Here is a 25,005-nt window from a genome sequence, read left to right as displayed (position 1 = left end):
CTGGAGACATCGGCTTCTTGCGCTGAGCCGCGATACGCGCGACCATGGCGCTCCCCCGACGGCCATTCTACCGTCATCCTCGCCACCAACGGACCTCCCCCATGACGCGGCTGCGCTGTGCAATCCTCGACGACTATCTCAACGTAGCCTTGACCGTCGCCGACTGGTCCAAAGTCTCCGATCGCGTCGACATCACGGTGTTCAGCCAGCCGTTCACGAACGCGGAAACGGCGGCCAGCGCGCTCAAGGATTTTGAGATCATCTGCGCGATGCGCGAACGCACCCCGTTCCCGCGCACCATGTTTGCCGCGCTGCCGAATTTGAAGCTGCTGATCACCTCGGGCCTGCGCAATGCCGCGATCGACATGGAGGCCGCCAAGGACCACAAGGTCACGCTGTGCGGCACGCAATGGGGCCGCGACCCGACCGCGCCGCTGACCATGGGCCTGATCCTGGAACTGACCCGCAATATCGGCCGCGAAAACGCCCGCATGCATGCCGGCGAGCCCCTGCAGGCTCATGTCGGCATGGAGATCGAGGGCCGCACGCTCGGCGTCATCGGCCTCGGCAAGCTCGGCACCAAAGTGTCGAAGCTGGCGCAGGCCTTCGGCATGCACGTGATCGCCTGGAGCCCGAATTTGACGGCTGAAAAGTGCAAGGAAGTCGGCGTCACCTATGTCAGCAAGGACGAGCTGTTCTCGACCGCCGACATCGTCACCATCCATGTAGTGCTGAGCCAGCGCTCGCGCGGGCTGGTCGGAGCTGCCGAGCTGGCGCGGATGAAGCCCACCGCCTATCTCGTCAACACCGCGCGCGGGCCGATCGTCGATGAGGGCGCGCTGCTGGAAGCGCTGACCCAAAAGAAGATCGCCGGCGCCGGCGTCGACGTGTTCTCGGTCGAGCCCCTGCCGATCGACCATCCGTTCCGCAAGCTCGACAACATGGTGCTGACGCCCCATCTCGGCTACGTCACCGAGGACAGCTTCCGCAACCACTATCAGCAGATGGTCGAGGGCATCGACGCCTGGTTCAAGGGCGAGCCGAAGCAGCGGCTGGCCTGAGGCGGCAAACCTCAGGCCGCCGCTCTCTGCTCGCCGGACTGCCTGACGGCTTCCGCAAATCCCTCTCGCCAGGATACGTGCGCCGGCTGCCAGCCAAGCTCCCGCCTAGCCTTGGCGTTGGAGCCCGCCCGCACCTCGGTCATCATTGAAACCAGGTGCTCGCCGGCGAACAACCGGCCAAGCCAGGCCGGAACGCGAATGGGCGGCCTCGCTCCAACCAGCGTGGCAAGCGCAGGCAGCCATTCGCTGACATCAGCCGGTTCATCGTCGACGATGTTGTAGATTTCGCCTGGCTTGCCGCGCTCGATTGCAGCAACGGTCGCGGCAGCGGCATCATCGACGTGGATGAACGACCACCGTCCGCCACCGCCGCCGATCAGCGGCACGCGGCGGCGGCGCACCTGATCGATCATTGCGCGCGAGAGCATGCCGGTGTCCGGGCCGTAGAATGATCCATATCGCAGAACGATCCCTTCAGGGCTTGCCGAACCGGCGACGGCGCCTTCCAGATATTGAATTGCTTGCAGCGTGCGGCGCAGTTCCTCCGGCGGATCGGGGTCCAGCGCATCGGCCTCCGTCTTGATCGCTTCGCCGCCGTGACCGTAGGTCCAGCCACAGAAGCTCTGGGCTATGAAACGCCGCACGCCGGCTTCGCGTGCAGCCGCCAGCAGGAAATCGGTGCCTTGCGTGCGCAACTTGTTGGTGGTGGCGAAGGCGCGGTCGAAATGCCTGAGATCGGTGACCCCTGCGAGATCGGTCATCTGATCGACGATGACATCCGGCCTCGCCGCGATCACAGCAGTGCGAATGGCCTGTGCGTCGAGCCCATCGGCAATCGCAGGTTCCGCGCCCATCCGCCTGATAATTTCGACCTTCGCTGCCGTTCGCGTCGTGCCGACAACGGAATGACCGGCCTCAATCAGCTGCGGAACGAGCTTAAGGCCGACGGCGCCAGTGGCACCCGCAACAAGAATTCGCATGGCGTGATCCTCATGTTCGTTGCGACGGGCGGCAGGTAGTCGGAGCGAACGTGAAATCAAGCGGGCGAATGTCGCGGCGGGAGAAATCTGTGCGAGCCACGGAACTCAGATCGGGCCGGGCCCGCTGTCCCGGCAAAGACGACCCAACAAAAAAGGCGCGCTCTCGGCGCGCCTCAGATGCTTGTTCGACAACCGTCCTATCAGCGAATCGTGACCGGTGCGGGCAGCGGCGGCACCGCCGTCGGCTGCGCGCCGGGAACGGGGGCCAGCTGGGCCTGCGCCGGTCCGGGGGCTGCGGCGGCGGCCGGGCCCGCGGCGGGCGGCGGCGTGGCGTTCGAAGCGCTTGCGGTGTTGGCGGGCGGCGGACCGCCGGGCATCACCACCACGCGGGTGCCAACCTTGGCGCGCTCGAACAGGTCGGAGACGTCCTCGTTCAGCATGCCGATGCAGCCCGAGGAGACGAACTTGCCGATCGTCGACGGCTGGTTGGTGCCGTGAATGCGGTAGATGGTCGAACCCAGATACATGGCGCGCGCGCCGAGCGGATTGCCGGGGCCGCCGGCCATGAAGCGCGGCAGATAGGGCTGGCGCTCGATCATCTCGGTCGGCGGATGCCAGTCCGGCCACTCGGCCTTGCGGCTGATCTTCTGCACGCCGTTCCAGGTGAAGCCGTCGCGGCCGACGCGGACGCCGTAGCGGATCGCGCGTCCGCCACCGAGCACGTAATAGAGGTGGGTGTTGGAGGTATCGACGACGATGGTGCCCGCAGGCTCCTTGGTCGCGAAGGACACTTCCTGGCGGCGCAGGTGCGGCGGAAGCTGCGCAGGGCCCACTTCCGGCTGCTCTTCCGGCGGCAGCGCAGCGAGCTGCACCGGCCTGCCGTCGGCGCCGACGGCGGGTTGCTGCGACTGCGGGAGCGCGCCGGTGGCGGCGGGTGCCTGCGCCGGTGCGGCGCCGATGGCCCCCGGCGGGCGCAGGCCAGCGCGGTCGTCGTTCGGATAGACAATGCTGGCGCCGGGAATGCGGCTGTCACCGCGATCCGAATAGACCTGCTGCTGCGAGGCGGGCGGACGGTCCGCATAGATCACCGGCGGCGGACCGGCCGGGCGGCCATAACGCGGATCGTCAGGGGAAAGGACCGGGCCCGTGGGCGTCGGAGCGCCACGGTCCGAATAGACCGGAGCACCGGCCGGGCGGCCATAGCGCGGATCGTCGGGGGAAAGGATCGGGCCCGTGGGCGTCGGAGCGCCACGGTCTGAATAAACGGGGGCACCGGCCGGGCGGCCATAGCGGGGATCGCTGGGCGACATCACCGGACCGGGTGGCGGCAGCGCGGCCGAGTTCTGCCCGTTCGGCGCCTCGTCGTCATCATCGTCCAGCGCGTCGAAATCGGGCTCGCCGGGGCCGCGGCGTTCTTGAACCGCATAACCACCTTGCACATACGGGCCTGGAGCCGTCGAATAGACTTGGCCTTGGGCGGGATAGCCCTGCTGCGCATGGGCGAGCGAAGTTCCCGCCAGGGCAGCGGCAATGGCGGCACAAATCGTCAGAATGCGGTTGTTCATCATCGCCTTTTTTATAGACCCCAAGCCCCACCGGACGGTTAACGGCAGATGACGGAAGATAGCGGCACATTCAAGACAAATCCCCGAAATTCGGGTCCTGCCAGCCATTTGTGATCGCCGCCAGTTGCGGCAAAGATGCCTCAGCGCGCCGGAAATCGCCGATATCGCATGGCGCGCGACTCGAAACCGCAGATTTTGTAACAAAAAGCTGCCGGGCGTTGAGATACTCTCATATCGGCCTGATTCGCGCGCGGCGCCTCCCGCGAAATTCAGCCGCACAGTGGTCACCGCGTTTCCCTTGGCAATCAATAACCCTCCGGCCCTCAAGGAGGGGTGGAACTCGCGTCCATGCTTCCCGGCTTTCGTTTTCTGTTCACTGCAATCATCCTCTCGATGTCGGTCCTGATTTTCGGCCTTGGCGCCGCCGCGCTGTTGCGGGCGGCGCATGAGGAATTTGCCAACCTTCCCTCGCGACGGGCGGCGCCCGAGCCGATGTTTGCCCGCCAGACCGACGACTCGCTGCCGACGCTGGCGCTGCTGCGCGTCGATCCGCCGGTCGCGGACACGCCGACGGAGAACGTCCCGGCCGCCGCCATTCCGGAAGCCGCCGCGGACGCCCCGGTGACAACCGGGCAAACGCCGGACGCCAGCCCGGCCGAGCCCGAGAAACTGGCTGCGCTGCCGACGGCTGAGCCCGTGCAGGCCGAAGCCGCCAAGGAAATTGCAAAGGAAGCCGTAATGGAAGCCGCCAAGCCGGAACTTCCGGCGCAGGAGGCAAGCGCCCAGACGCCGCCCGCTCCGGCTCCCGTAACCGAAGCGCCCGCGATCCAGACGGAAGCGAAGCTCGCTGCCATCGTGGAAACGCCTCAGCCTTCGGCCGTGACGGCCCCGGCCGAGCCGGCCACGGCAGCGGCCTCGCCCGAAGCTAGCCCTGCTGCGCCCCGGATCGCGACGCTCGGCGGTCCCGCCGTCGTCATCGATGAAAAGACATCGGCCGCGACCACGGAAGCGAAGCCGGACCGCAGCACCGTCAAGAAGCGGGCCGCGGAGCGGGCCCGGGAACGGCGGCAGCTGGCCGCGCGCCGCGCACGCCTGGCACGTGAGGCGGCACTGCAGCAGCAACAACTGCTCGCCAATCCGTTCACGCAATTCCAGACGCCGCGCGCGACACGTTAGCGGGCTCGATCAAGAGATCAGGCCGGGCCGGTTGCGACCGGCGGGCCGTCTGCGGCGCCCCACTCGGTCCACGAGCCGTCATACAGCGCCGGGTTCTCGACGCCGAGACGATAGAGCGCCAGCGTCAGCACCGCGGCACTGACGCCGGATCCGCAGCTCGTCACGATCGGCGCATCGAGCTTCACGCCGGCGCCGGCGAACACCGCCCGCAACGCATCGAGCGGCTTCATCGTGCCGGTCGCGGCATCGAACAAATTGTTGTAGGGCAGGCTGAGGCTGCCGGGGATGTGGCCGGAGCGCAGCCCCGGCCGCGGTTCGGCGACCTTGCCCTGATAGCGCTCGTTGGCGCGGGCATCGATCACCTGCTCGGCGCGGCTCGAGAGATTGGCAACGAGCTGCTGCATGCTGCGCACGCGCCGCGCATCGAACGTCGCCTTGAACGTCGAAGGTTTCGGCACAACCTCGCCCTTCTCGGTCTTGCGGCCTTCCGCGACCCATTTTTTCAGGCCGCCATCGAGCACCCGCACCTCCTTGCCGAACGACAGGAACATCCACCACGCCCGGGGCGCGGCGACCCAGCCGCCGGAATCGTAGACCACGACGGTGTCGTCATTGCCGATGCCCAGTGCGCCGACATCGCGGCCGAACTGTTCGGCGGAGGGAAACATGTGCGGCAGCGGGTTGGAATGATCCGATACCGCGTCGACGTCAAAGAACACCGCGCCCGGAAGATGCGCGGCGAGATAATCGTCCTTCGGCAGCGGCAGCACGCCCGGCATCTTGAACGAGGCGTCGATGATTTTGACGTTGGGATCGCCCAGGTGTGCGGCGAGCCATTCGGTGGAGACGAGCGGGTCGGTGGTAGCGGGCATGAATACAGTCTCCGGGATTTCTCAGATCGTCATTGCCGGGCTTGACCCGGCAATCCATCTTCTTCGAAGGACTCATTTTGGGATGGACACGCGGGTCAAGCCGCGTGTGACGAATCTTCACCCCTTCTTCTTCGGCTCCCACTTCTCGATAGGGCCGCCGGCGTCGCGCCAGGCGGCGAAGCCGCCGCCCATATGGGCGACCGGCTTCAGGCCCATGTCCTGCGCGGTCTTGGCGGCTAGCGCCGAGCGCAGGCCGCCGGCGCAGTGGAAGATGAATTTCTTGTCCTCCTGGAAGATCGGCTTGGCGTAGGGACTTTGCGGATCGATCCAGAATTCCAGCATGCCGCGGGTGCAGGAGAAGGCGCCGGGGATCTTGCCCTCGCGCTCGATCTCGCGCGGATCGCGGATATCGACGATCACAACGCCCGGGTCCTGCGCGGCCTTGATGGCATCGGTGGCGCTGACGGTCTCGATCTCGGCGTTGGCTTCGTCGATCAGGGATTTGATGCCGCGGTGGATGGTCTGGGGCATTGATTGCACCTTTCGTTTTCCTTGACCTGTCATTCCGGGGCGATGCGAAGCATCGAACCCGGAATCTCGACGGGGTGAAATAAGCTCCAGATTCCGGGTTCGCGCTGCGCGCGCCCCGGAATGACGGTGATTACCGCACCAGTTCCTTCATCGCGCCTTCGAGGCCTTCGATCGTGATCGGATACATGCGGCCCGAAAGCAGCCGGCGGATGATGGTGGTGGATTCCGAATAGTCCCAATGCTTCTGCGCCACCGGATTGAGCCACACCGTATGCGGATAGGTGCGCGTGACGCGCTCCAGCCACACCGAACCGGCCTCCTCGTTGACATGCTCGACCGAGCCGCCCGGCACCATGATCTCGTACGGCGACATCGAGGCGTCGCCGACGAACACCACCTTGTAGTCGTGCGGATATTTATGCAGCACATCCCAGGTCGGCGTGCGGTCGGTGAAGCGGCGCTTGTTCTGCTTCCAGACGCCTTCATACAGGCAGTTATGGAAGTAGAAATACTCCATGTGCTTGAACTCGGACTTCGCCGCCGAGAACAATTCCTCGACCTGCTCGATATGCGAATCCATCGAGCCGCCGATGTCGAAGAACACCAAAACCTTGACCGCGTTGCGACGCTCGGGCCGCATGTGCACGTCGAGATAGCCGTGGTTGGCGGTCTCCCTGATCGTGGTGTCCAAATCGAGTTCGTCGGGCGCGCCGGTGCGGGCGAATTTGCGCAAGCGGCGCAGCGCGATCTTGATGTTGCGGATGCCGAGCTCGACATTGCCGTCGAGATCTTTGAACTCGCGCTTGTCCCACACCTTCACCGCGCGATTGTTGCGGTTCTTCTCCTGCCCGATCCTGACGCCTTCGGGATTGTAGCCATGGGCGCCGAACGGCGAGGTGCCTGCGGTGCCGATCCACTTGTTGCCGCCCTGGTGACGACCCTTCTGTTCCTCGAGGCGCTTGCGCAAGGTCTCCATGAGCTTGTCCCAGCCCATCGCCTCGATCTGCTTCTTCTCTTCCTCGGTGAGGTATTTCTCCGCGAGCTTCTTCAGCCATTCCTCGGGGATCTCGGCCTTGTCCATGGCGTCGAGCAGGCTTTCCAGCCCCTTGAACACGGTGCCGAAGACGCGGTCGAACTTGTCGAGGTTGCGCTCGTCCTTCACCAGAGCGGCGCGGGAGAGGTAATAGAAATTCTCCACCGTCTGATCGGCGAGGTCAGCGTCGAGCGCCTCCATCAGCGTCAGATATTCGCGCAAGGTCACCGGGACCTGCGCGTCGCGAAGCGAAGTGAAGAATTGCAGGAACATGGCATACAGATTGCCCGCCGGGCAGCGCACGTCAAGTGCGGAGCATGCTCAAAGGCCGGCGCATAGCTGTCAGGCCTAGACCGGGAGGCTTTTTCAATTACAATTGAACCATAAAAGGCTTATTCCGGCAGGGGAAATTCAATGAGTATCATTGCGGCGCTGATCATCGGCGGTATTGCGGGCTGGCTTGCCGGGCTGATCGTGCGCGGCGCAGGCTTCGGGCTGATCGGCAATATCGTGGTCGGCATCATCGGCGCGCTGCTGGCGGGCTGGCTGCTGCCGCAGCTGGGCGTCAACCTCGGCGTCGGCTGGGTTCGCGATATCATCAACGCCACGATCGGCGCGGTGATCATTCTGGTGATCCTGTCGCTGATCAGACGCTGACGGAGCCGCCAGCTACTCCAATAGCGACCGCCGGATCGGCGGTCGTTTACTGTTCAGGCCATTGCGGCTTACGGACGAACAACAAGGCAAACGGATAGATGAAATTTACCGGCACCAAGGACTATGTCGCCACGGACGACCTCAAGGTCGCCGTCAACGCCTCGATCGTGCTCGAGCGCCCGCTGCTGATCAAGGGCGAGCCCGGCACCGGCAAGACCGTGTTGGCGGAGGAAGTCGCCAAGGCGCTCGGCGCGCCGCTGCTGACCTGGCACATCAAGTCGACCACCAAGGCGCAGCAGGGCCTCTATGAATACGACGCGGTGTCGCGCCTGCGCGACAGCCAGCTCGGCGATCCCCGCGTCTCCGATATCTCGAACTACATCAAGCGCGGCAAATTGTGGGAAGCCTTCACCCACGACAAGCGCCCGGTGCTTCTGATCGACGAGATCGACAAGGCCGACATCGAATTCCCGAACGACCTCTTGCTCGAACTCGATCGGATGGAGTTCTTCGTCTACGAGACCGGCGAGAACATCAAGGCGAGCCTGCGCCCGATCGTGATGATCACCTCGAATAACGAGAAGGAACTGCCGGACGCCTTCCTGCGCCGCTGTTTCTTCCACTACATCAAGTTCCCCGACGCCGACACCATGGGCCGGATCGTCGACGTGCACTTCCCTGGCATCAAGAAGCGGCTGGTGGAAGAGGCGCTGCGCATCTTCTTCGAGGTACGCGAAGTGCCGGGCCTGAAGAAGAAGCCCTCGACGTCAGAACTGCTCGACTGGCTCAAGCTGCTGCTCAACGAGGACATCACGCCGGAAATGCTCAGGGAGCGTGACCCGCGCAAGCTGATCCCGCCGCTGCACGGCGCCCTGCTCAAGAACGAACAGGACGTGCACCTGTTCGAGCGGCTGGCCTTCCTCAGCCGCCGCGAAGTGTAATTCGCTGACGACTACGGCGCCAGAACCTCACGGTTCTGGCGTTTCGCTTTTCAGAACGCAACAAACGAAAAAGAACAGGGAAGATGAACGTCCAGACCCAGATCGACAAGGCTTCGCCGCGCACCACAGAGCATTTCGACGTCCTGATCGCCGGCGCCGGCATTTCCGGCGTTGGCGCCGCCTATCACCTCACCACGCAGTGCCCGGGTACGACGTTCGTGGCGCTGGAGGCGCAGAAGACGTTCGGCGGCACCTGGACCACCCACCGCTATCCCGGCATCCGCTCCGACAGCGACCTGCACACCTTTGGCTATCGCTTCAAGCCGTGGACCACGGCACCGATCGCGAGTGCTAAGGAAATCCTGAAATACATGGGCGAGGTGATCGAGGAGAACGATCTCGCGCCTCACATCCGCTATCAGCACACCATCACCTCGGCGAAATGGTCGAGCGAGGAAAATCTCTGGACCATCGAGGCCACGCGTACAGACACCGGCGAGAGACGGCGCTTCACCACCAATTTCTTCTGGATGTGCCAGGGCTATTACCGCCACACCGAGGGCTATACGCCGGAGTGGAAGGACATGGCCAAATTCAAGGGCCCGGTCGTCCATCCGCAGAAATGGCCAGAAGACCTCGACTACAGGAACAAGCGCGTCATCGTGATCGGCTCGGGTGCGACGGCCGCGACGCTGATCCCGGCGATGGCTGACGACTGCGCGCATGTCACCATGCTGCAGCGTTCGCCGACTTATTTCCGCACCGGGCGCAATGCGATCGAGATCGCCGAAGAGCTGCGGAAACTGCAGGTCGACGAGCACTGGATCCACGAGATCACGCGGCGAAAAATCCTGTTCGACCAGGACGCCTTCACCCGCAAGACCTTTGCAGAGCCGGAAGCGGCCAAGAAGGACCTGCTGTCGGCCGTCGAAGCCTATCTCGGCAAGGACTACGACATCGCGACCCACTTCACGCCAAAGTACCGGCCGTGGCGGCAGCGCATCGCCTTCATTCCCGACGGCGATCTGTTCCAGGGCATCAAGTCCGGCAAGGCCTCCGTCGTTACCGACGAGATCGACCGCTTCACGGAAAAAGGGATTCTGCTGAAATCCGGCAAGGAGCTGGAAGCCGATATCATCGTGACCGCGACGGGCTTCAACCTCTGCGCCAATGGCGACATCGAGTTTGCTATCGATGGCAAGCCGCTCGACTTCGCCGATACCGTGACCTATCGCGGCATGATGTTCACCGGCGTGCCGAACCTCGTCTGGGTGTTCGGCTATTTCCGCGCGAGCTGGACGCTGCGCGTCGATCTCGTCGCCGACTTCGTCTGCCGGCTGCTGAATCATATGAAGCAGACGGGCGCGAAAAAGGTGACGGCGGAGCTCCGCCCCGAAGACCACAACATGCCGCTGCTGCCCTGGATCGATCCGGAGAACTTCAATCCCGGCTACATGATGCGCGGCATGCACCTGTTGCCCAAGCGGGGCGACAAGCCGGAATGGCAGCACAACCAGGATTACTGGGCGGAGAAGGACGAATTCCCGGCGATCGACCTGAAGGATAAGGCGTTCGTTTACGGCTGAGATCTGACGCCGGGTGAGCGTTGCATCCCCTCACCCGGCATTCATCAAGCGGCACGTGCTTCGATCACGTTGAAGCGACCGGCCGGATGAACCGCAGCCAGTGCGAAGCCGCTTTGCTCGAGCAGTTCGCGGTATTGTCCCTTGGTTCGCTCGCAGCCGCCGGGCCCGCGCATCATGTTCAGGTCGCTCATCGCGTGCGCCTTGTCCTCGTCTGTGGCGGTTGGTTTTTCCGGCATCAGCCGTTCGACGAGCAGCAGCCTACCGTTGCTCGGGAGCGCCTCGCGACAATTTCGCAATATTGAGATACTGCGCGTATCATTCCAGTCATGGATTATGCTCTTGAGGATAATCGCGTCTGCAATAGCCGGAACGGACTTGAAGAAATCACCGGCGACGAATTTGACGCGATCGCTGACGCCGATTTGCTGGAGATGCCTGCCTGCAGCCTCGGCGCACCGCGGAAGGTCGAAAACGGTTCCGCGCAGTTTTGGGTTTTGCTGCGCGATGGCGCCGAGCAGTTCGCCTGACCCGCCACCCACATCCATCAGATGAGATATCCCGCTGAAGTCGTAGGAGCGAAGGATATCCGGTGTCACAAGCCGCGTTAGCTCCGTCATCGCCAAATTGAACTTGCCGACGATATCAGGCGATCGTCCCATCAGTTCGAAGCTATCGGCAATGCCCTGCAATTCCGCCAAGGTCTTGCCGGTCATCACGGATTCAAGCATCCCACTCCAGGATTTTGAAAGCAGTTCACTCTCAAGGATTGCCCAGCTCTTGACCGAATGCTTTGCAGAGCTATCGAGGCAAGCACCCACTTCAGTCAACGCATAGCTATCTTCGCCGGACCTTTCGCATATGCCGATTGTAGAGAGCGCGGTGAGAAGACGTCCAAGCGCCCGTTCATCCGCGCCGGTTGCCTTTGCGAGCTTGCCAGGCGTCTGCGGACCGTAGCTCAACAGCTCGGCGAGCCCGAGTCTGGCGGCCACGTAGATCACTGCGGTCACGCGGTGCGACTGTATGAGATCGAAAAGCCTGAGGGCCGATACTTGCGATGCCATCGCGCCTCCGATCACCGCATTTCTTTGCGACTGTCCCTTGCTTTGGTGACGCGTGCAGAAGCACCCGCACGGCCTGGGATCAGGGTGACGGCAAAAAGGAGCTGACGAAATGAGATAGCTCACAAAACTAATGTATACATAATTGGTATTTAAACACCATTTCTTTGCCTCCGTTGCCACACCACAGCATTTTGTGTATACAGATTGCACTCAAGCAGAAGGAGTGCAGCCATGCCGTCCTCATTCCCGCTCAATGCCTGGTACGCCGCCGCCTGGGACGTCGATATCAAGCACGCGCTGTTTCCCCGCACGATCTGCGGCAAGCATGTCGTGATGTACCGCCAATCCAACGGACGGGTTTCCGCGCTGGAGGACGCCTGCTGGCACCGCCTGGTGCCGCTCTCGAAGGGACGGCTCGACGGCGACACCGTCGTCTGCGGCTATCACGGGTTGAAGTTCAACGCGCAGGGCCGCTGCACCTACATGCCCTCGCAGGACACCATCAACCCCTCCGCCTGCGTGCGCTCCTACCCCGTCGTCGAGCGTCACCGCTTTATCTGGCTGTGGATGGGCGACCCGGCGCTGGCTGATCCTGCGCTGGTTCCGGACATGCACTGGAACGACGATCCGGCGTGGGCCGGCGACGGCAAGATCATCCATGTGAAGTGCGACTACCGTCTCGTAGTCGACAATCTGATGGACCTGACCCACGAGACCTTCGTGCACGGCTCCAGCATCGGCAACGACCACGTCGCCGAGGCCCCGTTCGATGTCACCCATGGCGACAAGACCGTGACCGTGACGCGCTGGATGAAGGGCATCGACGCGCCGCCGTTCTGGGCCGCGCAGTTGCAGAAGCCGGGTGCGGTCGACCGCTGGCAGATCATCCATTTCCAGGCGCCCGGCACCGTCAATATCGACGTCGGCGTGGCGCCCGCCGGCACCGGCGCCCCCGAGGGCGACCGCTCGCAGGGCGTCAACGGCTTTGTGCTCAACACCATGACGCCGGAGACCGCCACCACCTGTCACTATTTCTGGGCCTTCGTCCGCAATTACCGGACAACGGAGCAGAAGCTGACCACGGAAATCCGCGAGGGCGTTGCCGGCATCTTCCATGAGGACGAAATCATCCTCGAAGCGCAGCAGCGCGCGATGGACGAGAATCCGGACCGCACTTTCTACAACCTCAACATCGATGCGGGCGCGATGTGGGCGCGGCGCGTGATCGACCGCATGGTCGCGCGCGAGACCGGCCCGCAGACCATGCAAGCCGCGGAGTGAGCCGTGAGCGAACGCGAAACCGAACGTTCCGTCTCGCAGACGGTCCGGGCGCAACTCGCGCTGCGCGACATGATCCTGTCCGGGCGGCTGCGCCCGGGCGAGCGCATCAGCGAATTGCAGGCGGTCGATATCACCGGCGTGTCGCGGACGCCGGTGCGGCTGGCGCTGGTCCGGCTGGAGGATGAAGGCCTGCTGCAGGCGATCCCCTCCGGCGGCTTCATGGTGAAAGCCTTCACCGAGCGCGACATCCTGGATTCGATCGAGCTGCGCGGCACGCTCGAGGGCCTCGCCGCCCGCTTCGCCGCCGAGCGCGGCGTCAGCGCGCGCAGCCTCGAGCCGCTCAAGGAATGCCTTGCCGATCTCGACCAACTGGTTCGCCAGGACCCGATTTCGGTCGAAGCCTTTTCCGCCTACGTGACGATGAACGCGCGCTTCCACGCGATGCTCAATGAACTATCCGCCAGCGCGCCGCTGATCCGCGAAATCGACCGCGTCTCCGCGCTGCCGTTCGCCTCCCCAAATGCTTTCGTGATGGCGCAGTCGGCGTTGCCGGAAGCGCATCAGATCCTGCTGCTCGCGCAGGATCATCACCGCATCGTGGTCGACGCCATCGAGAACCGCGAGGGCGCTCGGGCCGAGGCCGTGATGCGCGAGCATTCGCGACTTGCCGCGCGCAATTTGCGGCTCGCGGTCCGCAACCGCACGCATCTCGAACTGATGCCTGCGCTCGCTCTGCTCAAATCGTCAGCCGAATAGGATCGCCCATGCGTTTTGCCGAACAATGGAGCTGGTGCACGGTCGACGCCATCTGCGACGTGACGCCGACGATCCGCGAATTCCGCCTGCGCCCCGAGAGCGGCCACGTTGTGCCCTACCCGGCCGGTAGCCACATCGGCGTCACCGTGCTGATCGACGGACAGCCCGCGCGGCGTTCCTATTCTCTGGTCGAGAACAGCGATGCCGGCACCTACCGGATCGCAGTGCGGCTGGCCCCGGACAGCCGCGGCGGCTCGCGCAGCATGTGGAATTTGCGAGTTGGCGCGCGGATCGAGACTTCGAACCCGGCATCGCTGCTGGAGATCGACTGGACCAGGAAGAATTATTGCCTGATCGCCGGCGGCATCGGCATCACGCCGATCACAGGTATCGCAGCCGCGCTGCGCCGCCGGAACATCGACGCGCCGCTGCATTATGCCGTGAAGTCGCGCAGCGATGCGGCGTTCCTCGATGAGTTGACGGCGCTTCTCAGCGACCGACTGACCGTGCATGCCTCCGACCAGGGCGCCCGGCTCAATCTGGACGCCACCTTCCACGCGCTCCCCGATGATGCCATCGCCATCATCTGCGGGCCGATGCGGATGCTGGAGGCCGCGCGGCGCGTCTGGAACGAAGCCGGACGCGCGCCGGCCGATCTGCGCTTTGAGACATTCGGCTCCAGCGGCCTGATGCCGACAGCGGAATTCCGCGTGCGGTTGAAGGATACGGGCACCGAACTGGTCGTGCCGCAAAACAGCTCGATGCTCGACGCTCTGAATGGCGCCGGTTTTGAGGTGATATCGGACTGCCAGCGCGGCGAGTGCGGCGTCTGCGCCGTCGATGTCGTCGCCGTCGATGGCGAGATCGACCATCGCGACGTGTTCTTCAGCGATCAGCAGAAGCGCGAGAACCGCAAGATCTGTCCGTGCGTGTCGCGCGCGATCGGCGTGGTGACGATCGATACGCTGTACCGGCCGGAGGCCGCTTGGAAAATCGCGTAACGGGCCGGATCAACGTAACGTCAGCCCGATCGTCGTGCATCGATCCAGCTCCGTCATTGCGAGCGCCTCACTTCGATTTAGAGTGATCACACCGCAGCAGGCACGGGGAATCTCACCGCCTCCAGCGCGGTCTTGCCGCGGATCATGTCGGAGGCCTTGTCGGCGATCATCAAGGTCGAGGCGTTGAGGTTGGCCGAGATCATCCGCGGCATGATCGAGGCATCGACGACACGCAGGCCCTGCAGCCCGTGCACGCGCAACTCGTCGTCGACCACGGCCCATTTGGCATCCGCCGGCCCCATGCGGCAGGTGCAGCCGGGATGGAAGGTGGTGGTGCCGCGCTCGGTGGCGGCAGCCAGAAACTCGTCGTCGCTCTGCACCTTCGGGCCCGGGAAATCCTCGTAGGCGTAATAGGGCGCGAGCGGCTTCGATGCGAGCAGCCGGCGCGCCAGCTTCATGCCGGCGACGACGACGCGGCGGTCGATCTCTTCCACCAGATAATTGGTCTGGATGATCGGCGGCGCGAACGGGTCCGCAGAGCGGATGCGGACGTAGCCCCGGCTCTCGGGGCGCTGCTGCCACGAGGCGACCGTCATGCCGGGCTCGTCCTCGAGCTGGCCCTGCACGCCTTCCTTGTAGCTTGCGGGCGTGAAGGTGAGCTGCAGGTCGGAGCTTTCGGTGGTCTCGCCGGAGTGCCAAAAGCAATAGACCATGGTCGGCGACAGCGAGAGCAGGCCGCGCCGCGTCGTCGCCCACTTCAGCGCCTCGACCCAGAGGCTGACGCCGCGCCGCAGTTCGTTGATGGTCCTGATGTTCTTGACGCGCGCGACCGAGCGCGGTGCGTAATGGTCCTGCAGGCCCTCGCCGACGCCGGGCAGCGCGTGGCGAACCTCGATGCCGTGCGATTGCAGCAGCTCCGGCGAGCCGACACCGGACAATTGCAATACCTGCGGCGAGTTGTAGGCGCCGCCGGAAAGGATGACTTCCTTGCCGGCGCGCACCTCGAGGGGCGTACCGCCCTTGCCGCCTTTGAGATAACGCACGCCGACGACGCGCTTGCCCTCGAAGATGAGGTTGGTGACATGCGCATGCGTCCGCACATCGACATTGCCCCGCCTCCGCGCCGGGTGCAGGAATGCCGTCGCGGCGCTGACGCGCAGGCCCTTCTCGATGGTGCGCTGACAGTAGGACACGCCTTCCTGGATCTCGCCGTTGTAGTCCGGATTGCGCGGAATGCCGAGGCTGACGGCACCTTCCATGAAGGCCTCGCAGAGCGGATCCTGCCAGTCCATGGTGGTGACGGTGAGACTGCCTTCGCGGCCGCGATAGGTATCGTCGCATTCGCCGACGCGGCGCTCCATCCGCTTGAAATAGGGCAGGATGTCCGGATAGCCCCAGCCGCGATTGCCGAGTTGCGCCCAGGTATCGAAATCCTGGCGCTGGCCGCGGTTGTAGATATGGCCGTTGATCGAGGATGAGCCGCCGAGCGTCTTGCCGCGCGGCGCGTAAATGCTGCGCCCGCCGGTCCACGGGCCGGGCTCCTGCTGGTAGGCCCAGTTGATACTCTTCATGTGGAACGTCTTGATGAAGCCGGCCGGCAAATGGATATAGGGGTGCCAGTCACTCGGCCCTGCTTCGAGCACGCAGACGCGGCTCGCGGGGTCTTCACCCAGACGGTTGGCGAGCACGCTGCCTGCGGAGCCCGCACCGATAATCACGTAATCGAACGTTTCCATCGTCTCTTTTCTGGCGCGGCTTAACTACCGCGGCTTGTCGTTGAGTTGATAGGTGAGATGGGCCTTCACCGTCGGCCATTCGCTGGCGATGATGCTGTAAACCACGGTGTCGCGCAACGTGCCGTTCGGCGCGATCTGGTGGCTTCTCAGGATACCGTCCTGCTTGGCGCCCAGACGCTCGATGCCGCGCCGGCTCTGATGGTTGAAGAAATGCGTGCGGAATTCTACCGCAATGCAGTTCAGCTTCTCGAACGCGTGCGTCAGCAGCAGCAGTTTGCACTGCGTATTAAGCGCGCTGCGCTGCACGCGCTTGGCGTACCAGGTCGAGCCGATCTCGACGCGGCGGTTGGCGGCATCGACGTTCATGTAGGTCGTCATGCCCGCGATCTTCCCATCGGCATCGAACACCGTGAACGGCAGCATCGTGCCGGCCGCAAACAGGCCGAGTCGGCGGTCGATTTCCTGCTTCATGTTTTCGGCGCTCGGAATGAAGGTGTACCAGAGCTTCCACAGCTCGCCGTCGCTGACCGCCTCCATCAGCCCGTCAACGTGATCATGCGACAACGGCTCCAGCCGCGCATGCGCGCCCTGAAGGGTAACCGGTTCAAGAAAGGCCATTTAGTTTCTCCACTGCCAGCCGCGTCATTGCGAAGCGGCCGCGATCCATCCTCCGTCATTCCGGGGCGATGCAAAGCATCGAACCCGGAATCTCGAGATTCCGGGTCTGGTCCTTCGGACCATCCCGGAATGAAGCTTGCGCTTTGGCGCAATCGTCACTTGTTCAAGAAATTCAGCGCCAAGCCCGGCCGCGCCCAGTCCATCGCGATCAGTTCGCCCTTGCCCGACAGCGTGATATAGGCCGTCTTCAGTTCCGGCCCGCCAAACGCAATATTGGTAGTCACGCGGTCGCCGGTCGGCACCTGCTCGACCAGCGTGCCATCGGGCGCGATCACCGAGATGCATCCCGAGACCAGCGTCGCCACGCAGACATTGCCGTTAGCCTCCACCGCCATCGAATCGAACATCTGGTAGCCGCCGAGCCCCGCGATCGGCTTGCCGCGCTCGCCGCGATAAATCACGTCGCGCGGCTTGATGGTGCCGGGCTCGGCGATTTCATAGGCCCACAGCCGCGCCGTCGGCGTCTCCGCGATGTAGACCGTCTTCTCGTCCGGCGACAGGCCGATGCCGTTGGCCGGCAGCACGCCGTGCACGGCCTCGACAATCTCTTTCATGCCCGGCTTGAGATAGTAGAACGCGCCGACATCCATCTCGCGGGCGCGGCGCTTGCCGAGATCAGAGAACCAGAGCCCGCCGTGCCTGTCGAACACCAGGTCGTTGGGCCCGCGCAGGGCGTGCTCGCCGCATTTGTCGACGACGGTTTCGACCTTGCCGCTCTGCAGGTCCACCCGCTGGATCGAGCCGCCGAGATAATCATCGGCCTGCGGGCCCGGCATGATCATCTTGCCGGTCGGAATCCAGCTAAAGCCGCCATTGTTGCAGATGTACATTTTGCCGTCGGGCCCCAGCGCCGCGCCATTGGGACCGCCGGGAATCTGCGCGACCACCTCTTTCCGCCCGTCGGGATAAACCCGCGTCAGCCGCTTGCCGCGAATCTCGACCAGTACCACCGAGCCGTCGGGCATCACCACCGGCCCTTCCGGAAACTCCAGATCGGTGGCGAGAACGCGGATATCGGCCATGAAACCCTCCCGGCTTGCTTGGCTGCAGGCGGATTTTCAGGCTCGATCCCCCACGCGCAACGTTTTGTGTCGGGTTCGTTATGGCAAAGTCGATATCGCTTGCCAAGCAACCGCGGCCGTTCGCGTTGCGCAGGGCAGCATTGCGGTGGCAATCACTCGCGGATCGGGATCCAGATCTCCAGCCCGCCATTGCCCGTGGCAGGATCGAAGTTTTCGTCGTAGCGCTCGAAATTCGGCGCGTCGGCGGCCTTCATGCCGGAGGCCGGCAGCCAGTGATTCCAGATCGTGTTGACGGTGCGGCGGATGGTCGAGATGTGCTCTGCGTGGGTGAACACCGCGTATTTCTGTTCGGGAATCCGCACGCGCGCGAACTCGCGCGGTAAGTCGGAGAAGTCGGCGACCTCGACGCCGGCGATGTAGTCGAAACCAGCGTCGTCGCCGTTGCAGCAGACGCCATAGGCGACCTTGCCGATGCGCGCGGGAATGGCGTCGACCTTGTGGTGAAACTGCTCCCACTGGTTGGGAATACCGGCGCCGCCGTTTTCATGCGTGCAGCGTTCGCCGATGCCGGCTATGAGCAGCGGCTTGGAGGTTTCGAAACGTGGCGGCTTGAGATTTTCGAGCAGGGTTGAATCCATGACGATGGGCTCCTGAAGCTTGAGACGATCGAGGCACGTTGCGGCGCGGACCGCTTCGGGCGTGACGCCGAAATGGTCGCGGAACGCGCGGGTGAAAGCTTCGTGAGAGCTGTAATCCGCCTCCAGCGCGAGGCTCAGAATGTCAGGCGCGCCTGCCGCGAGCGCCTGCGCCGCCTTGCTGAGTCGGCGGGCACGCACATAGCGCATGACCGAAAATCCGGTGGCTGCGGCGAACGCCCGCACCACGTGAAAGCGCGAGACGCCGGCAACGCGAGCGATGTCGTCGAGCGTCAGTGGCTCGGCGAGATGGCTTTCAATGTACCAGAGCGCTTTCTGGGCCGGATTCATGACTGACAGCTTTCATGCGAAGCGACCGCAGTATGATCGATGGCGCCGCGCGTCGTTTGACAGTCCTTGCTCTCCAATCTCTCCACTGACACTGTAGGCGAAACTTTGGGAGCGGTTCCATGCTCATCACGAAGGTTCGGGCGCATCATATCCGCATTCCCTATGACGCGGGGGTGGCCAGTTTCAAGCAGGGCGCTTCCTCGATATCGGCTCTGGAAATCGTCATGGTGGAAATTTCCACCGACGTCGGCATCACCGGCTGGGGCGATGCCTTTGCCTATGTCTGCCCGCGAACAAGCTTTGCTGCTATCGAGGAAATGATCGCACCGCAGGCGCATGGACAGGAAGTCCCCGACGCGGCAGGCATTCCAGCCTTCATGGAACAGATCCAGCGCAACCTGCATCTGTTCGGCCGCTATGGCATCACCATGTTTGCGATCTCGGCGCTGGATATCGCGCTGTGGGACCTTGCCGCCAAGGTCGAGGGCGTGCCGCTGCACCGCCTGATCGGCGAGGCCAGGCGCACGCACATTCCCGCCTATGCGAGCCTGCTGCGGATCGGCAAGCCCGAACTCATTGCACGCGAATGCGAGACTGCCCTGCGGCAGAGCTACAAGGCGATCAAGCTCCATGAGACCACGACACAAGCCGTGTATGCCGCGCGCAAAACGATCGGTCCCAGCATTCCGCTGATGGTCGACATGAATTGTCCGCTCAATGGTGAGGATGCGATCGCGTTCGCGCATTCCTGCCGCGACGCCGCGCCGATGTTCCTGGAGGAGCCGGTCTGGCCGCCGGAAGATTTTGCCACGTTGGCCGAAGTGCGGAGCAAAGGCGGGCTCAATGTGGCGGCGGGCGAGAATGCCTGCACGGTGCACCAGTTCAGGCAGATGATGAAGGCGGGCGCGGTGAGCCATGCGCAACCCTCCGTCATCAAGGTCGGCGGGATCACCGAATATCTTGATGTCGTCGCGTTGGCCGACGAACTCGGCGTCAGGCTTGCGCCGCACTCGCCGTATTTCGGGCCGGGCTTCCTGGCGACGCTGCACCTGATGTCGTTACGCGACGATACAAGTTTCGTCGAAGTATTCTCCATGAAACGCGCCGCATGCTTGTGGCGCGGCCGCATCGATGTCGACGCCGATGGCAATGTCGAGGTGCCGCAAGGGTCGGGGCTCGGTTATGAACCCGACAAGGCCGTCATGGAGCAATACCGCGTGGCGTGACCCGCGGGACAGCCGCTACTTCGCGCCGTCTTTTGCTGGCGCTGCATCCTTTGCAGCAGGCGTCGCGTCCTTCGCCGCGGGGGCAGCAGTCTTCTTCGCATCCTCCGCGGCCTTGTTCTGTGCCGCCTGCAAATCGCTGACGACCTTCTGCAGGTTAACGACCGCGCCCTTCAGCGCCTCGATCTGCCGGTTGGCGGCATCCGATTTCTGCTGATGATCGGTCGTCAGCTTGGTGATCGTCTTCTGCAGGAAGTCGACATTGCTCTGCAGGCAGGAGGTGCGACGCTCCATGGTTTTTTCGACGGTGCAGATCTCGATACCGGGAACGTCCTGCGCGCGGACGGTCGCCGGCATTGAGGCCATCAGCAGCGCGACAGCGGCGAAAGCGATCCTCGGAGCAATCATCAAATCCTCGTTCCAAATGCATCTGGCGCAGGGAACATCTATCACGGCAATTTGCGCGAAGCAGGTCCCCGACCTCAGAGATACCATACTGATACCTCATTCAGGCGCTGTGCTTCATCCCCTTAACGATGGATGGATTTAGCCGCGAACGTCAAACCGGTGTTCACCGGCGCGGCAGTGGAGATTGAGTGTATGGCAACGCGTGAAAAGCGGCTGGCGCAGTTCGACGGCAACGGGGACCCGCCGCCGAACCAGCCGGTAGAAGTTCTTTGCGAGGATCACAGCGGAACCTATCAACTGCCCTTCGCCTGCCGCTGGATCGATGGTCAATGGCGCAACGACAGGACCGGCGGCATGGTCGAGGCCACGGTGGTCGGCTGGCGGCTGCCGCGCGCCCGCCCTGAAAACATCGCGGACAGAGGCTGACGAGCGGCGCATTGTGCCAGAATGCGACGGGAACACGCGCGGCGTTAACGTAGGGAACGCGGACGGAACGAACCGCGCCCGAATCACTGATTTGCCGTCGTACTCCGTTGTTCACGGCTAGATGTCGGCCGCCATTCGAGCCAGCGTACAACATAGAGCACCATCACAACCGGCACGCAGCCAGCGGCCGACGACAAGCGTTAATTCCTCCGGGGACGACATGGCGATCAGCTCCACGGGGTGGGCGGCGGCACCTTGTCGACGGCAGGCGGCACGTCGATCGTCTTGAAGTCGGCGGGGCTGACAATCTCAAGGTACTCCATGTCCTCCGAGTAGTCGTAGAGGTAATGCGGGATGCCGGGCCGCTGGTGCACGACGTCGCCGGCCTGCACCAGCGTCGACTTGTCCTCATACATGAAGCGCGCCCAGCCCTTGGTCATGATCACGATCTGGAATTCGCATTCGTGCTTGTGCCAGCCGGTGCCCTCCTCGGGCGGCAAGTCGGGATTGGCCTTGACCAGATGGCAGATCACCTGCCCGCCGGTGGCATCGGCGATGCCGAGATCGCGATACAGGAAGAAGTCGCGCAGACCTCCGCCCTTGAATTCGGTATCGCCGGGTTTGACGTGGGAGAATTTGCTGACGACAGCCTGCTGGTTCATGGAAGCCTCCACGGTTCGCGTTGGCGGGATCGCGCGAAGTCGGAGAGCGTCCAAATTTTCGGCAGCCTCGCATCGTCGCGTTCACGGCTGCATGTTGCTATGCGAAATCCGCGCCAGCCGCGCTGCACTGCGGCGAGAGGATGGCGGCGGTGCAGCGAACCGATTGGGTGGAGGACGGAATTCGGTTTCCGCGGCCGGCACAAAACGCCGGAGACTATTGCGCAGGCCGTTCGCGGCTGGCACCGGCTTGGGCAAGGCCTGCGCGTTGCCTGAGCCGTTCAAACAGGCAAGGCCTCGCGGCCTTGCCTAATATTCAACCTCGAGCTCTTCGATATCGGCGGGCTCGGCCTTGGCAGCATCGATCCATTCCTGCATTTCGGGCATTGCCATGATGGTGCTGGCGTAGGCTGCGAGCGCGGGTTCGAGCTTCACGTCATAGGTCATGAAGCGGGTGACGACGGGGGCGTACATGGCGTCCGCCATGGTGCGCTCGCCGAACAGGAACGGCCCGCCGGATTCGGCAAGGCAATCGCGCCAGATGGCGCAAACCCGGTCGATATCGGCCTGCGCGCGCGACCAGATCTTGAAGCCGGGGAAATGGCCCTTGAGGTTGACCGGCAGCGAGGCGCGCAGCGTGGTGAAGCCGGAATGGATTTCGCCGCAGATCGAGCGGCAATGCGCCCGCCGGATCCGGTCGGCCGGCAGCAGGCCGGCGTCCGGCCTGACCTCGTTGAGGTATTCCGCGATCGCCAGCGTATCCCAGATGGTGGCGCCGTCATGGCGCAGGCACGGCACCAGGATCGACGACGACAGCAGCAGGATTTCGGCCCGCGCCGAGGCATCGTCCGGGGCGGTGACCACCTCCTCGAACTCAAGTCCTGAGAATTTCGCCAGCAGCCAGCCCCGCAGCGACCAGGACGAGTAGTTCTTGCTGGAGATGGTCAGTGTCGTCTTCGCCATTTGGCCTTTTCCCTCAAACACCCCCGCACAGGCATCGGCAGCCGGCCGCGCCGCCGCCCAATGCCTGTGCGCCGAGCAAATTAGCAGCAAGCCACGTGCCAGTTTTGCAGGCGATCGGCCCGGCTCTGGCGTCGATATTGCATGGCCCCACAGGACAGGGGCTGACGTGAATGATGTCAATGATGTACCAAGCCTATCAGAACCACATGGACCTGACGTCGCCATGGCGGACCGGGGCGTCGGCGGCGCTGAAATACCTCAATCTGGTACCGCAGGGCGTCTCGGACAAATTGTTCGGACGGCTCGCCGCCTCGCTCGAGCTGATCTCGCGCTCCTCCCTCACCTATCACCGGCCGGCCTATGGTATCGACCGGGTGCTGGTCGGCAACCAGGAACTGGAGGTGACCGAGGAGGTCACCTATGCCACGCCGTTCGGGTCGCTGCTGCACTTCAAGAAGGAGAACGCGCCGGAGCAGCCGCGGCTGTTGCTGGTGGCGCCGATGTCCGGCCATTTCGCCACCCTGCTGCGCAGCACGGTGAAGACGCTGCTGCAGGACCACGACGTCTACATCACCGACTGGCATAATCCGCGCGACATTCCGCTTGGCCACGGCCGGTTCGGGCTGGAGGATTACACCGATCACCTCATCACCTTCCTCGACAAGATCGGCCCGCGCGCGCACATGGTGGCGATCTGCCAGCCGTCGGTCTCGGCGCTGGCTGCGGCTGCCGTGATGTCGGAGGACAACCACCCGGCCCGGCCGGCGACGCTGACCCTGATGGCCGGTCCGATCGATACGCGGATCCAGCCGACCAAGGTCAACGAATTCGCCAAGAGCAAGCCGATCAACTGGTTCGAGAAGAACCTGATCAATTACGTGCCGGTGCAGTGCAAGGGCGCGTTCCGAAAAGTCTATCCCGGCTTCGTGCAGCTCACCGCCTTCGTCACGATGAACCTGGAGCGGCACATCAAGCAGCACATCGACCTCGCCAATCATCTGGCGAAGGGCGAGAAGGAGAAGGCGGCAGTCATCAAGACCTTCTACGACGAATATTTCGCCGTGATGGATCTGCCCGCCGAATTCTATATCGAAACCGTGCGCGACGTATTTCAGGAGCATCTGTTGCCGCAAGGCAAACTGATGCATCGCGGCCGGCCGGTGAACCCGGCCTCGATCCGGCGCATGGGCCTGATGACGGTCGAGGGCGAAAAGGACGACATCTGCTCCATCGGGCAGACACTGGCGGCGCAGGACCTCTGCACCGGCGTGCGCGCCTATCGCAAGGTGCACCACATGCAGGCCGGCGTCGGCCATTACGGCGTGTTCTCCGGCAAGCGCTGGAACAACGAGATCTATCCGCTGCTGCGCGATTTCGTGCATGTGAATGCGTGAAGGCTTCTTGCGCTGCTCTCTCCCCGTCATTGCGAGCGAAGCGAAGCAATCCATCCCTCCGCACGCGCGGATGCATGGATTGCTTCGTCGCTACGCTCCTCGCAATGACGAGGTGGTGGCTCTAGCCGCCTCTGCCTTCGCGCGCTAACATCCTCCATGGCCGACCGCTCAAGAGTCGTCTTGGGGAGAAACCATCATGCGTCTTTCAACCAATCTTCGCGCATTCGCGCTCGCCACACTCAGCGTATTCCTGCTGACCGTCACGGCCGGCGCCGCCGAGGTGCGGGTGATGATCTCCGGCGGATTGTCGGCCGCCTACAAGGCGCTGGTTCCGGAATTCGAACGCAGCACGGGCCACAAGGTGCTGACCGCCTATGGGCCATCGATGGGCACGACGACCAATGCCATTCCGGTGCGGCTGGAGCGCGGCGAACCGGCCGATGTCCTCATTATGGTCGGCTATGCGCTCGAGGATCTCGCCAAGAAGGGCAAGGTGACCGCCGGGACCAGCGTCGATCTCGTCAAATCACCAATCGGCGTCGCCGTGAAATCAGGCACGCCGAAGCCGGACATCAGCACGCCCGACGCACTCAAGCGCGCGCTGCTGGCGGTAAAGACCGTCGCTTATTCCGACAGCGCCAGCGGCGTCTATGTCTCGACCGAGATGTTCGGCAAGCTCGGCATTGCCGACGAAATGAAGGACAAGGCCAGAAAGATTCCGGCCACGCCCGTCGGCGAGATCGTCGCGCGCGGCGAGGCCGAGATCGGCTTCCAGCAGATGAGCGAATTGAAGCCGGTGGAAGGCATCGACATCGTCGGCCCGCTGCCGGACGAATTGCAGAAGATCACGGTGTTTTCCGCCGGCATCGCCAGCGTCTCCAAGGAGCCCGACGCCGGCAAGGCGCTGATCAAGTTCCTCGCCTCGCCCGCCGCGCGCGGCGAAATCGTCAAGAGCGGGCTCGACCCGATTGCGGCGGGGGCTACGAATTAGCCTTCCGTCATCGCCCGA

General features: G+C 63.6%; 25 protein-coding genes. 12 read left to right on the top strand and 13 right to left on the bottom strand.

Features of this window, described 5'->3' with window-relative positions:
• Window positions 1-101 precede the first annotated feature (101 nt).
• Window positions 102-1,061, top strand: coding sequence for a D-2-hydroxyacid dehydrogenase family protein (locus tag ACH79_RS18790; RefSeq protein ID WP_161852321.1), 960 nt, complete (start codon window positions 102-104; stop codon window positions 1,059-1,061).
• An 11-nt stretch (window positions 1,062-1,072) separates the two neighbouring features.
• Here the strand turns inward: ACH79_RS18790 and ACH79_RS18785 are convergent, their stop codons facing one another.
• Window positions 1,073-2,041 carry an NAD(P)-dependent oxidoreductase gene (locus ACH79_RS18785; protein ID WP_161852320.1) on the bottom strand — a complete coding sequence of 323 codons (969 nt, stop codon included), beginning with the start codon at window positions 2,039-2,041 and terminating at the stop codon, window positions 1,073-1,075.
• 200 nt (window positions 2,042-2,241) lie between these two features.
• On the bottom strand, window positions 2,242-3,609 hold the full coding sequence (locus ACH79_RS18780; RefSeq protein WP_161856440.1) for a L,D-transpeptidase: 1,368 nt from the start codon (window positions 3,607-3,609) through the stop codon (window positions 2,242-2,244).
• 345 nt (window positions 3,610-3,954) lie between these two features.
• On the opposite strand from ACH79_RS18780, the gene ACH79_RS18775 reads away from it, so the two are divergent.
• A complete protein-coding gene (locus ACH79_RS18775; protein ID WP_161852319.1) occupies window positions 3,955-4,782 on the top strand; it encodes a hypothetical protein in 828 nt (275 codons plus the stop codon).
• A 17-nt stretch (window positions 4,783-4,799) separates the two neighbouring features.
• Here ACH79_RS18775 and sseA read toward each other — a convergent pair whose 3' ends face one another.
• The 3 genes from sseA to ACH79_RS18760 form a co-directional block, all read right to left on the bottom strand.
• Window positions 4,800-5,654, bottom strand: a complete 855-nt coding sequence (gene sseA, locus ACH79_RS18770) for a 3-mercaptopyruvate sulfurtransferase (RefSeq protein WP_161852318.1) — start codon at window positions 5,652-5,654, stop codon at window positions 4,800-4,802.
• Between the two features lie 117 nt (window positions 5,655-5,771).
• Entirely contained in the window at window positions 5,772-6,185 is a 414-nt protein-coding gene (locus tag ACH79_RS18765) for a rhodanese-like domain-containing protein (protein ID WP_161852317.1), read from the bottom strand.
• Between the two features lie 130 nt (window positions 6,186-6,315).
• Window positions 6,316-7,491, bottom strand: coding sequence for a VWA domain-containing protein (locus ACH79_RS18760; RefSeq protein ID WP_161852316.1), 1,176 nt, complete (start codon window positions 7,489-7,491; stop codon window positions 6,316-6,318).
• A gap of 141 nt (window positions 7,492-7,632) precedes the next feature.
• On the opposite strand from ACH79_RS18760, the gene ACH79_RS18755 reads away from it, so the two are divergent.
• From ACH79_RS18755 to ACH79_RS18745, 3 genes are all read left to right on the top strand, one after another.
• Window positions 7,633-7,875, top strand: a complete 243-nt coding sequence (locus tag ACH79_RS18755; protein WP_161852315.1) for a GlsB/YeaQ/YmgE family stress response membrane protein — start codon at window positions 7,633-7,635, stop codon at window positions 7,873-7,875.
• A gap of 98 nt (window positions 7,876-7,973) precedes the next feature.
• Complete coding sequence (locus ACH79_RS18750) at window positions 7,974-8,816, top strand: MoxR family ATPase (RefSeq protein WP_057836460.1); 843 nt, start codon at window positions 7,974-7,976, stop codon at window positions 8,814-8,816.
• A gap of 83 nt (window positions 8,817-8,899) precedes the next feature.
• The gene (locus ACH79_RS18745; RefSeq protein WP_161852314.1) at window positions 8,900-10,402 is read left to right on the top strand and encodes an NAD(P)/FAD-dependent oxidoreductase; all 1,503 of its coding nucleotides are present in this window, start codon (window positions 8,900-8,902) and stop codon (window positions 10,400-10,402) included.
• Between the two features lie 44 nt (window positions 10,403-10,446).
• On the opposite strand, the gene ACH79_RS18740 is transcribed toward ACH79_RS18745, so the two are convergent.
• Window positions 10,447-11,643, bottom strand: a complete 1,197-nt coding sequence (locus ACH79_RS18740; RefSeq protein ID WP_161852313.1) for a methyltransferase — start codon at window positions 11,641-11,643, stop codon at window positions 10,447-10,449.
• Between the two features lie 51 nt (window positions 11,644-11,694).
• Between ACH79_RS18740 and ACH79_RS18735 the strand changes: the two genes are divergently transcribed.
• From ACH79_RS18735 to ACH79_RS18725, 3 genes are read left to right on the top strand one after another with little or no spacing between them, the layout of a single operon-like run.
• The gene (locus ACH79_RS18735) at window positions 11,695-12,744 is read left to right on the top strand and encodes an aromatic ring-hydroxylating dioxygenase subunit alpha (protein ID WP_161852312.1); all 1,050 of its coding nucleotides are present in this window, start codon (window positions 11,695-11,697) and stop codon (window positions 12,742-12,744) included.
• A 3-nt stretch (window positions 12,745-12,747) separates the two neighbouring features.
• On the top strand, window positions 12,748-13,500 hold the full coding sequence (locus tag ACH79_RS18730; RefSeq protein WP_161852311.1) for a GntR family transcriptional regulator: 753 nt from the start codon (window positions 12,748-12,750) through the stop codon (window positions 13,498-13,500).
• 8 nt (window positions 13,501-13,508) lie between these two features.
• Window positions 13,509-14,501 carry a PDR/VanB family oxidoreductase gene (locus ACH79_RS18725; RefSeq protein WP_161852310.1) on the top strand — a complete coding sequence of 331 codons (993 nt, stop codon included), beginning with the start codon at window positions 13,509-13,511 and terminating at the stop codon, window positions 14,499-14,501.
• 86 nt (window positions 14,502-14,587) lie between these two features.
• On the opposite strand, the gene ACH79_RS18720 is transcribed toward ACH79_RS18725, so the two are convergent.
• The 4 genes from ACH79_RS18720 to ACH79_RS18705 form a co-directional block, all read right to left on the bottom strand.
• Window positions 14,588-16,237: a GMC family oxidoreductase gene (locus ACH79_RS18720; RefSeq protein WP_161852309.1), complete on the bottom strand. Its 1,650-nt coding sequence runs from the start codon at window positions 16,235-16,237 to the stop codon at window positions 14,588-14,590.
• 24 nt (window positions 16,238-16,261) lie between these two features.
• On the bottom strand, window positions 16,262-16,855 hold the full coding sequence (locus ACH79_RS18715) for a GNAT family N-acetyltransferase (protein WP_161852308.1): 594 nt from the start codon (window positions 16,853-16,855) through the stop codon (window positions 16,262-16,264).
• Window positions 16,856-17,010: 155 nt separating this feature from the next.
• Complete coding sequence (locus ACH79_RS18710) at window positions 17,011-17,937, bottom strand: SMP-30/gluconolactonase/LRE family protein (RefSeq protein ID WP_161852307.1); 927 nt, start codon at window positions 17,935-17,937, stop codon at window positions 17,011-17,013.
• A 152-nt stretch (window positions 17,938-18,089) separates the two neighbouring features.
• On the bottom strand, window positions 18,090-18,923 hold the full coding sequence (locus ACH79_RS18705; protein WP_161852306.1) for an AraC family transcriptional regulator: 834 nt from the start codon (window positions 18,921-18,923) through the stop codon (window positions 18,090-18,092).
• Window positions 18,924-19,042: 119 nt separating this feature from the next.
• Between ACH79_RS18705 and ACH79_RS18700 the strand changes: the two genes are divergently transcribed.
• Window positions 19,043-20,149, top strand: a complete 1,107-nt coding sequence (locus tag ACH79_RS18700; protein ID WP_161852305.1) for a mandelate racemase/muconate lactonizing enzyme family protein — start codon at window positions 19,043-19,045, stop codon at window positions 20,147-20,149.
• 15 nt (window positions 20,150-20,164) lie between these two features.
• Here ACH79_RS18700 and ACH79_RS18695 read toward each other — a convergent pair whose 3' ends face one another.
• Window positions 20,165-20,554 carry a hypothetical protein gene (locus tag ACH79_RS18695; RefSeq protein WP_161852304.1) on the bottom strand — a complete coding sequence of 130 codons (390 nt, stop codon included), beginning with the start codon at window positions 20,552-20,554 and terminating at the stop codon, window positions 20,165-20,167.
• Between the two features lie 192 nt (window positions 20,555-20,746).
• Here ACH79_RS18695 and ACH79_RS18690 point away from each other — a divergent pair, with 192 nt between their 5' ends.
• On the top strand, window positions 20,747-20,980 hold the full coding sequence (locus ACH79_RS18690) for a hypothetical protein (RefSeq protein ID WP_161856439.1): 234 nt from the start codon (window positions 20,747-20,749) through the stop codon (window positions 20,978-20,980).
• 227 nt (window positions 20,981-21,207) lie between these two features.
• Here the strand turns inward: ACH79_RS18690 and ACH79_RS18685 are convergent, their stop codons facing one another.
• Window positions 21,208-21,642: a cupin domain-containing protein gene (locus ACH79_RS18685; protein WP_161852303.1), complete on the bottom strand. Its 435-nt coding sequence runs from the start codon at window positions 21,640-21,642 to the stop codon at window positions 21,208-21,210.
• A 306-nt stretch (window positions 21,643-21,948) separates the two neighbouring features.
• The gene (locus ACH79_RS18680) at window positions 21,949-22,602 is read right to left on the bottom strand and encodes a glutathione S-transferase family protein (RefSeq protein WP_161852302.1); all 654 of its coding nucleotides are present in this window, start codon (window positions 22,600-22,602) and stop codon (window positions 21,949-21,951) included.
• Window positions 22,603-22,772: 170 nt separating this feature from the next.
• Between ACH79_RS18680 and ACH79_RS18675 the strand changes: the two genes are divergently transcribed.
• Both ACH79_RS18675 and ACH79_RS18670 read left to right on the top strand, forming a co-directional pair.
• Window positions 22,773-23,996, top strand: coding sequence for a polyhydroxyalkanoate depolymerase (locus tag ACH79_RS18675; RefSeq protein ID WP_202639267.1), 1,224 nt, complete (start codon window positions 22,773-22,775; stop codon window positions 23,994-23,996).
• Window positions 23,997-24,192: 196 nt separating this feature from the next.
• Window positions 24,193-24,987 (top strand): extracellular solute-binding protein, encoded by a 795-nt coding sequence (locus ACH79_RS18670; protein WP_161852301.1) that lies wholly within the window; start codon window positions 24,193-24,195, stop codon window positions 24,985-24,987.
• The last annotated feature ends 18 nt before the right edge of the window (window positions 24,988-25,005 follow it).

This window comes from Bradyrhizobium sp. CCBAU 051011 (assembly GCF_009930815.1).
GTDB lineage: Bacteria > Pseudomonadota > Alphaproteobacteria > Rhizobiales > Xanthobacteraceae > Bradyrhizobium.
This window is presented reverse-complemented; position numbering and strand designations above follow the sequence as displayed.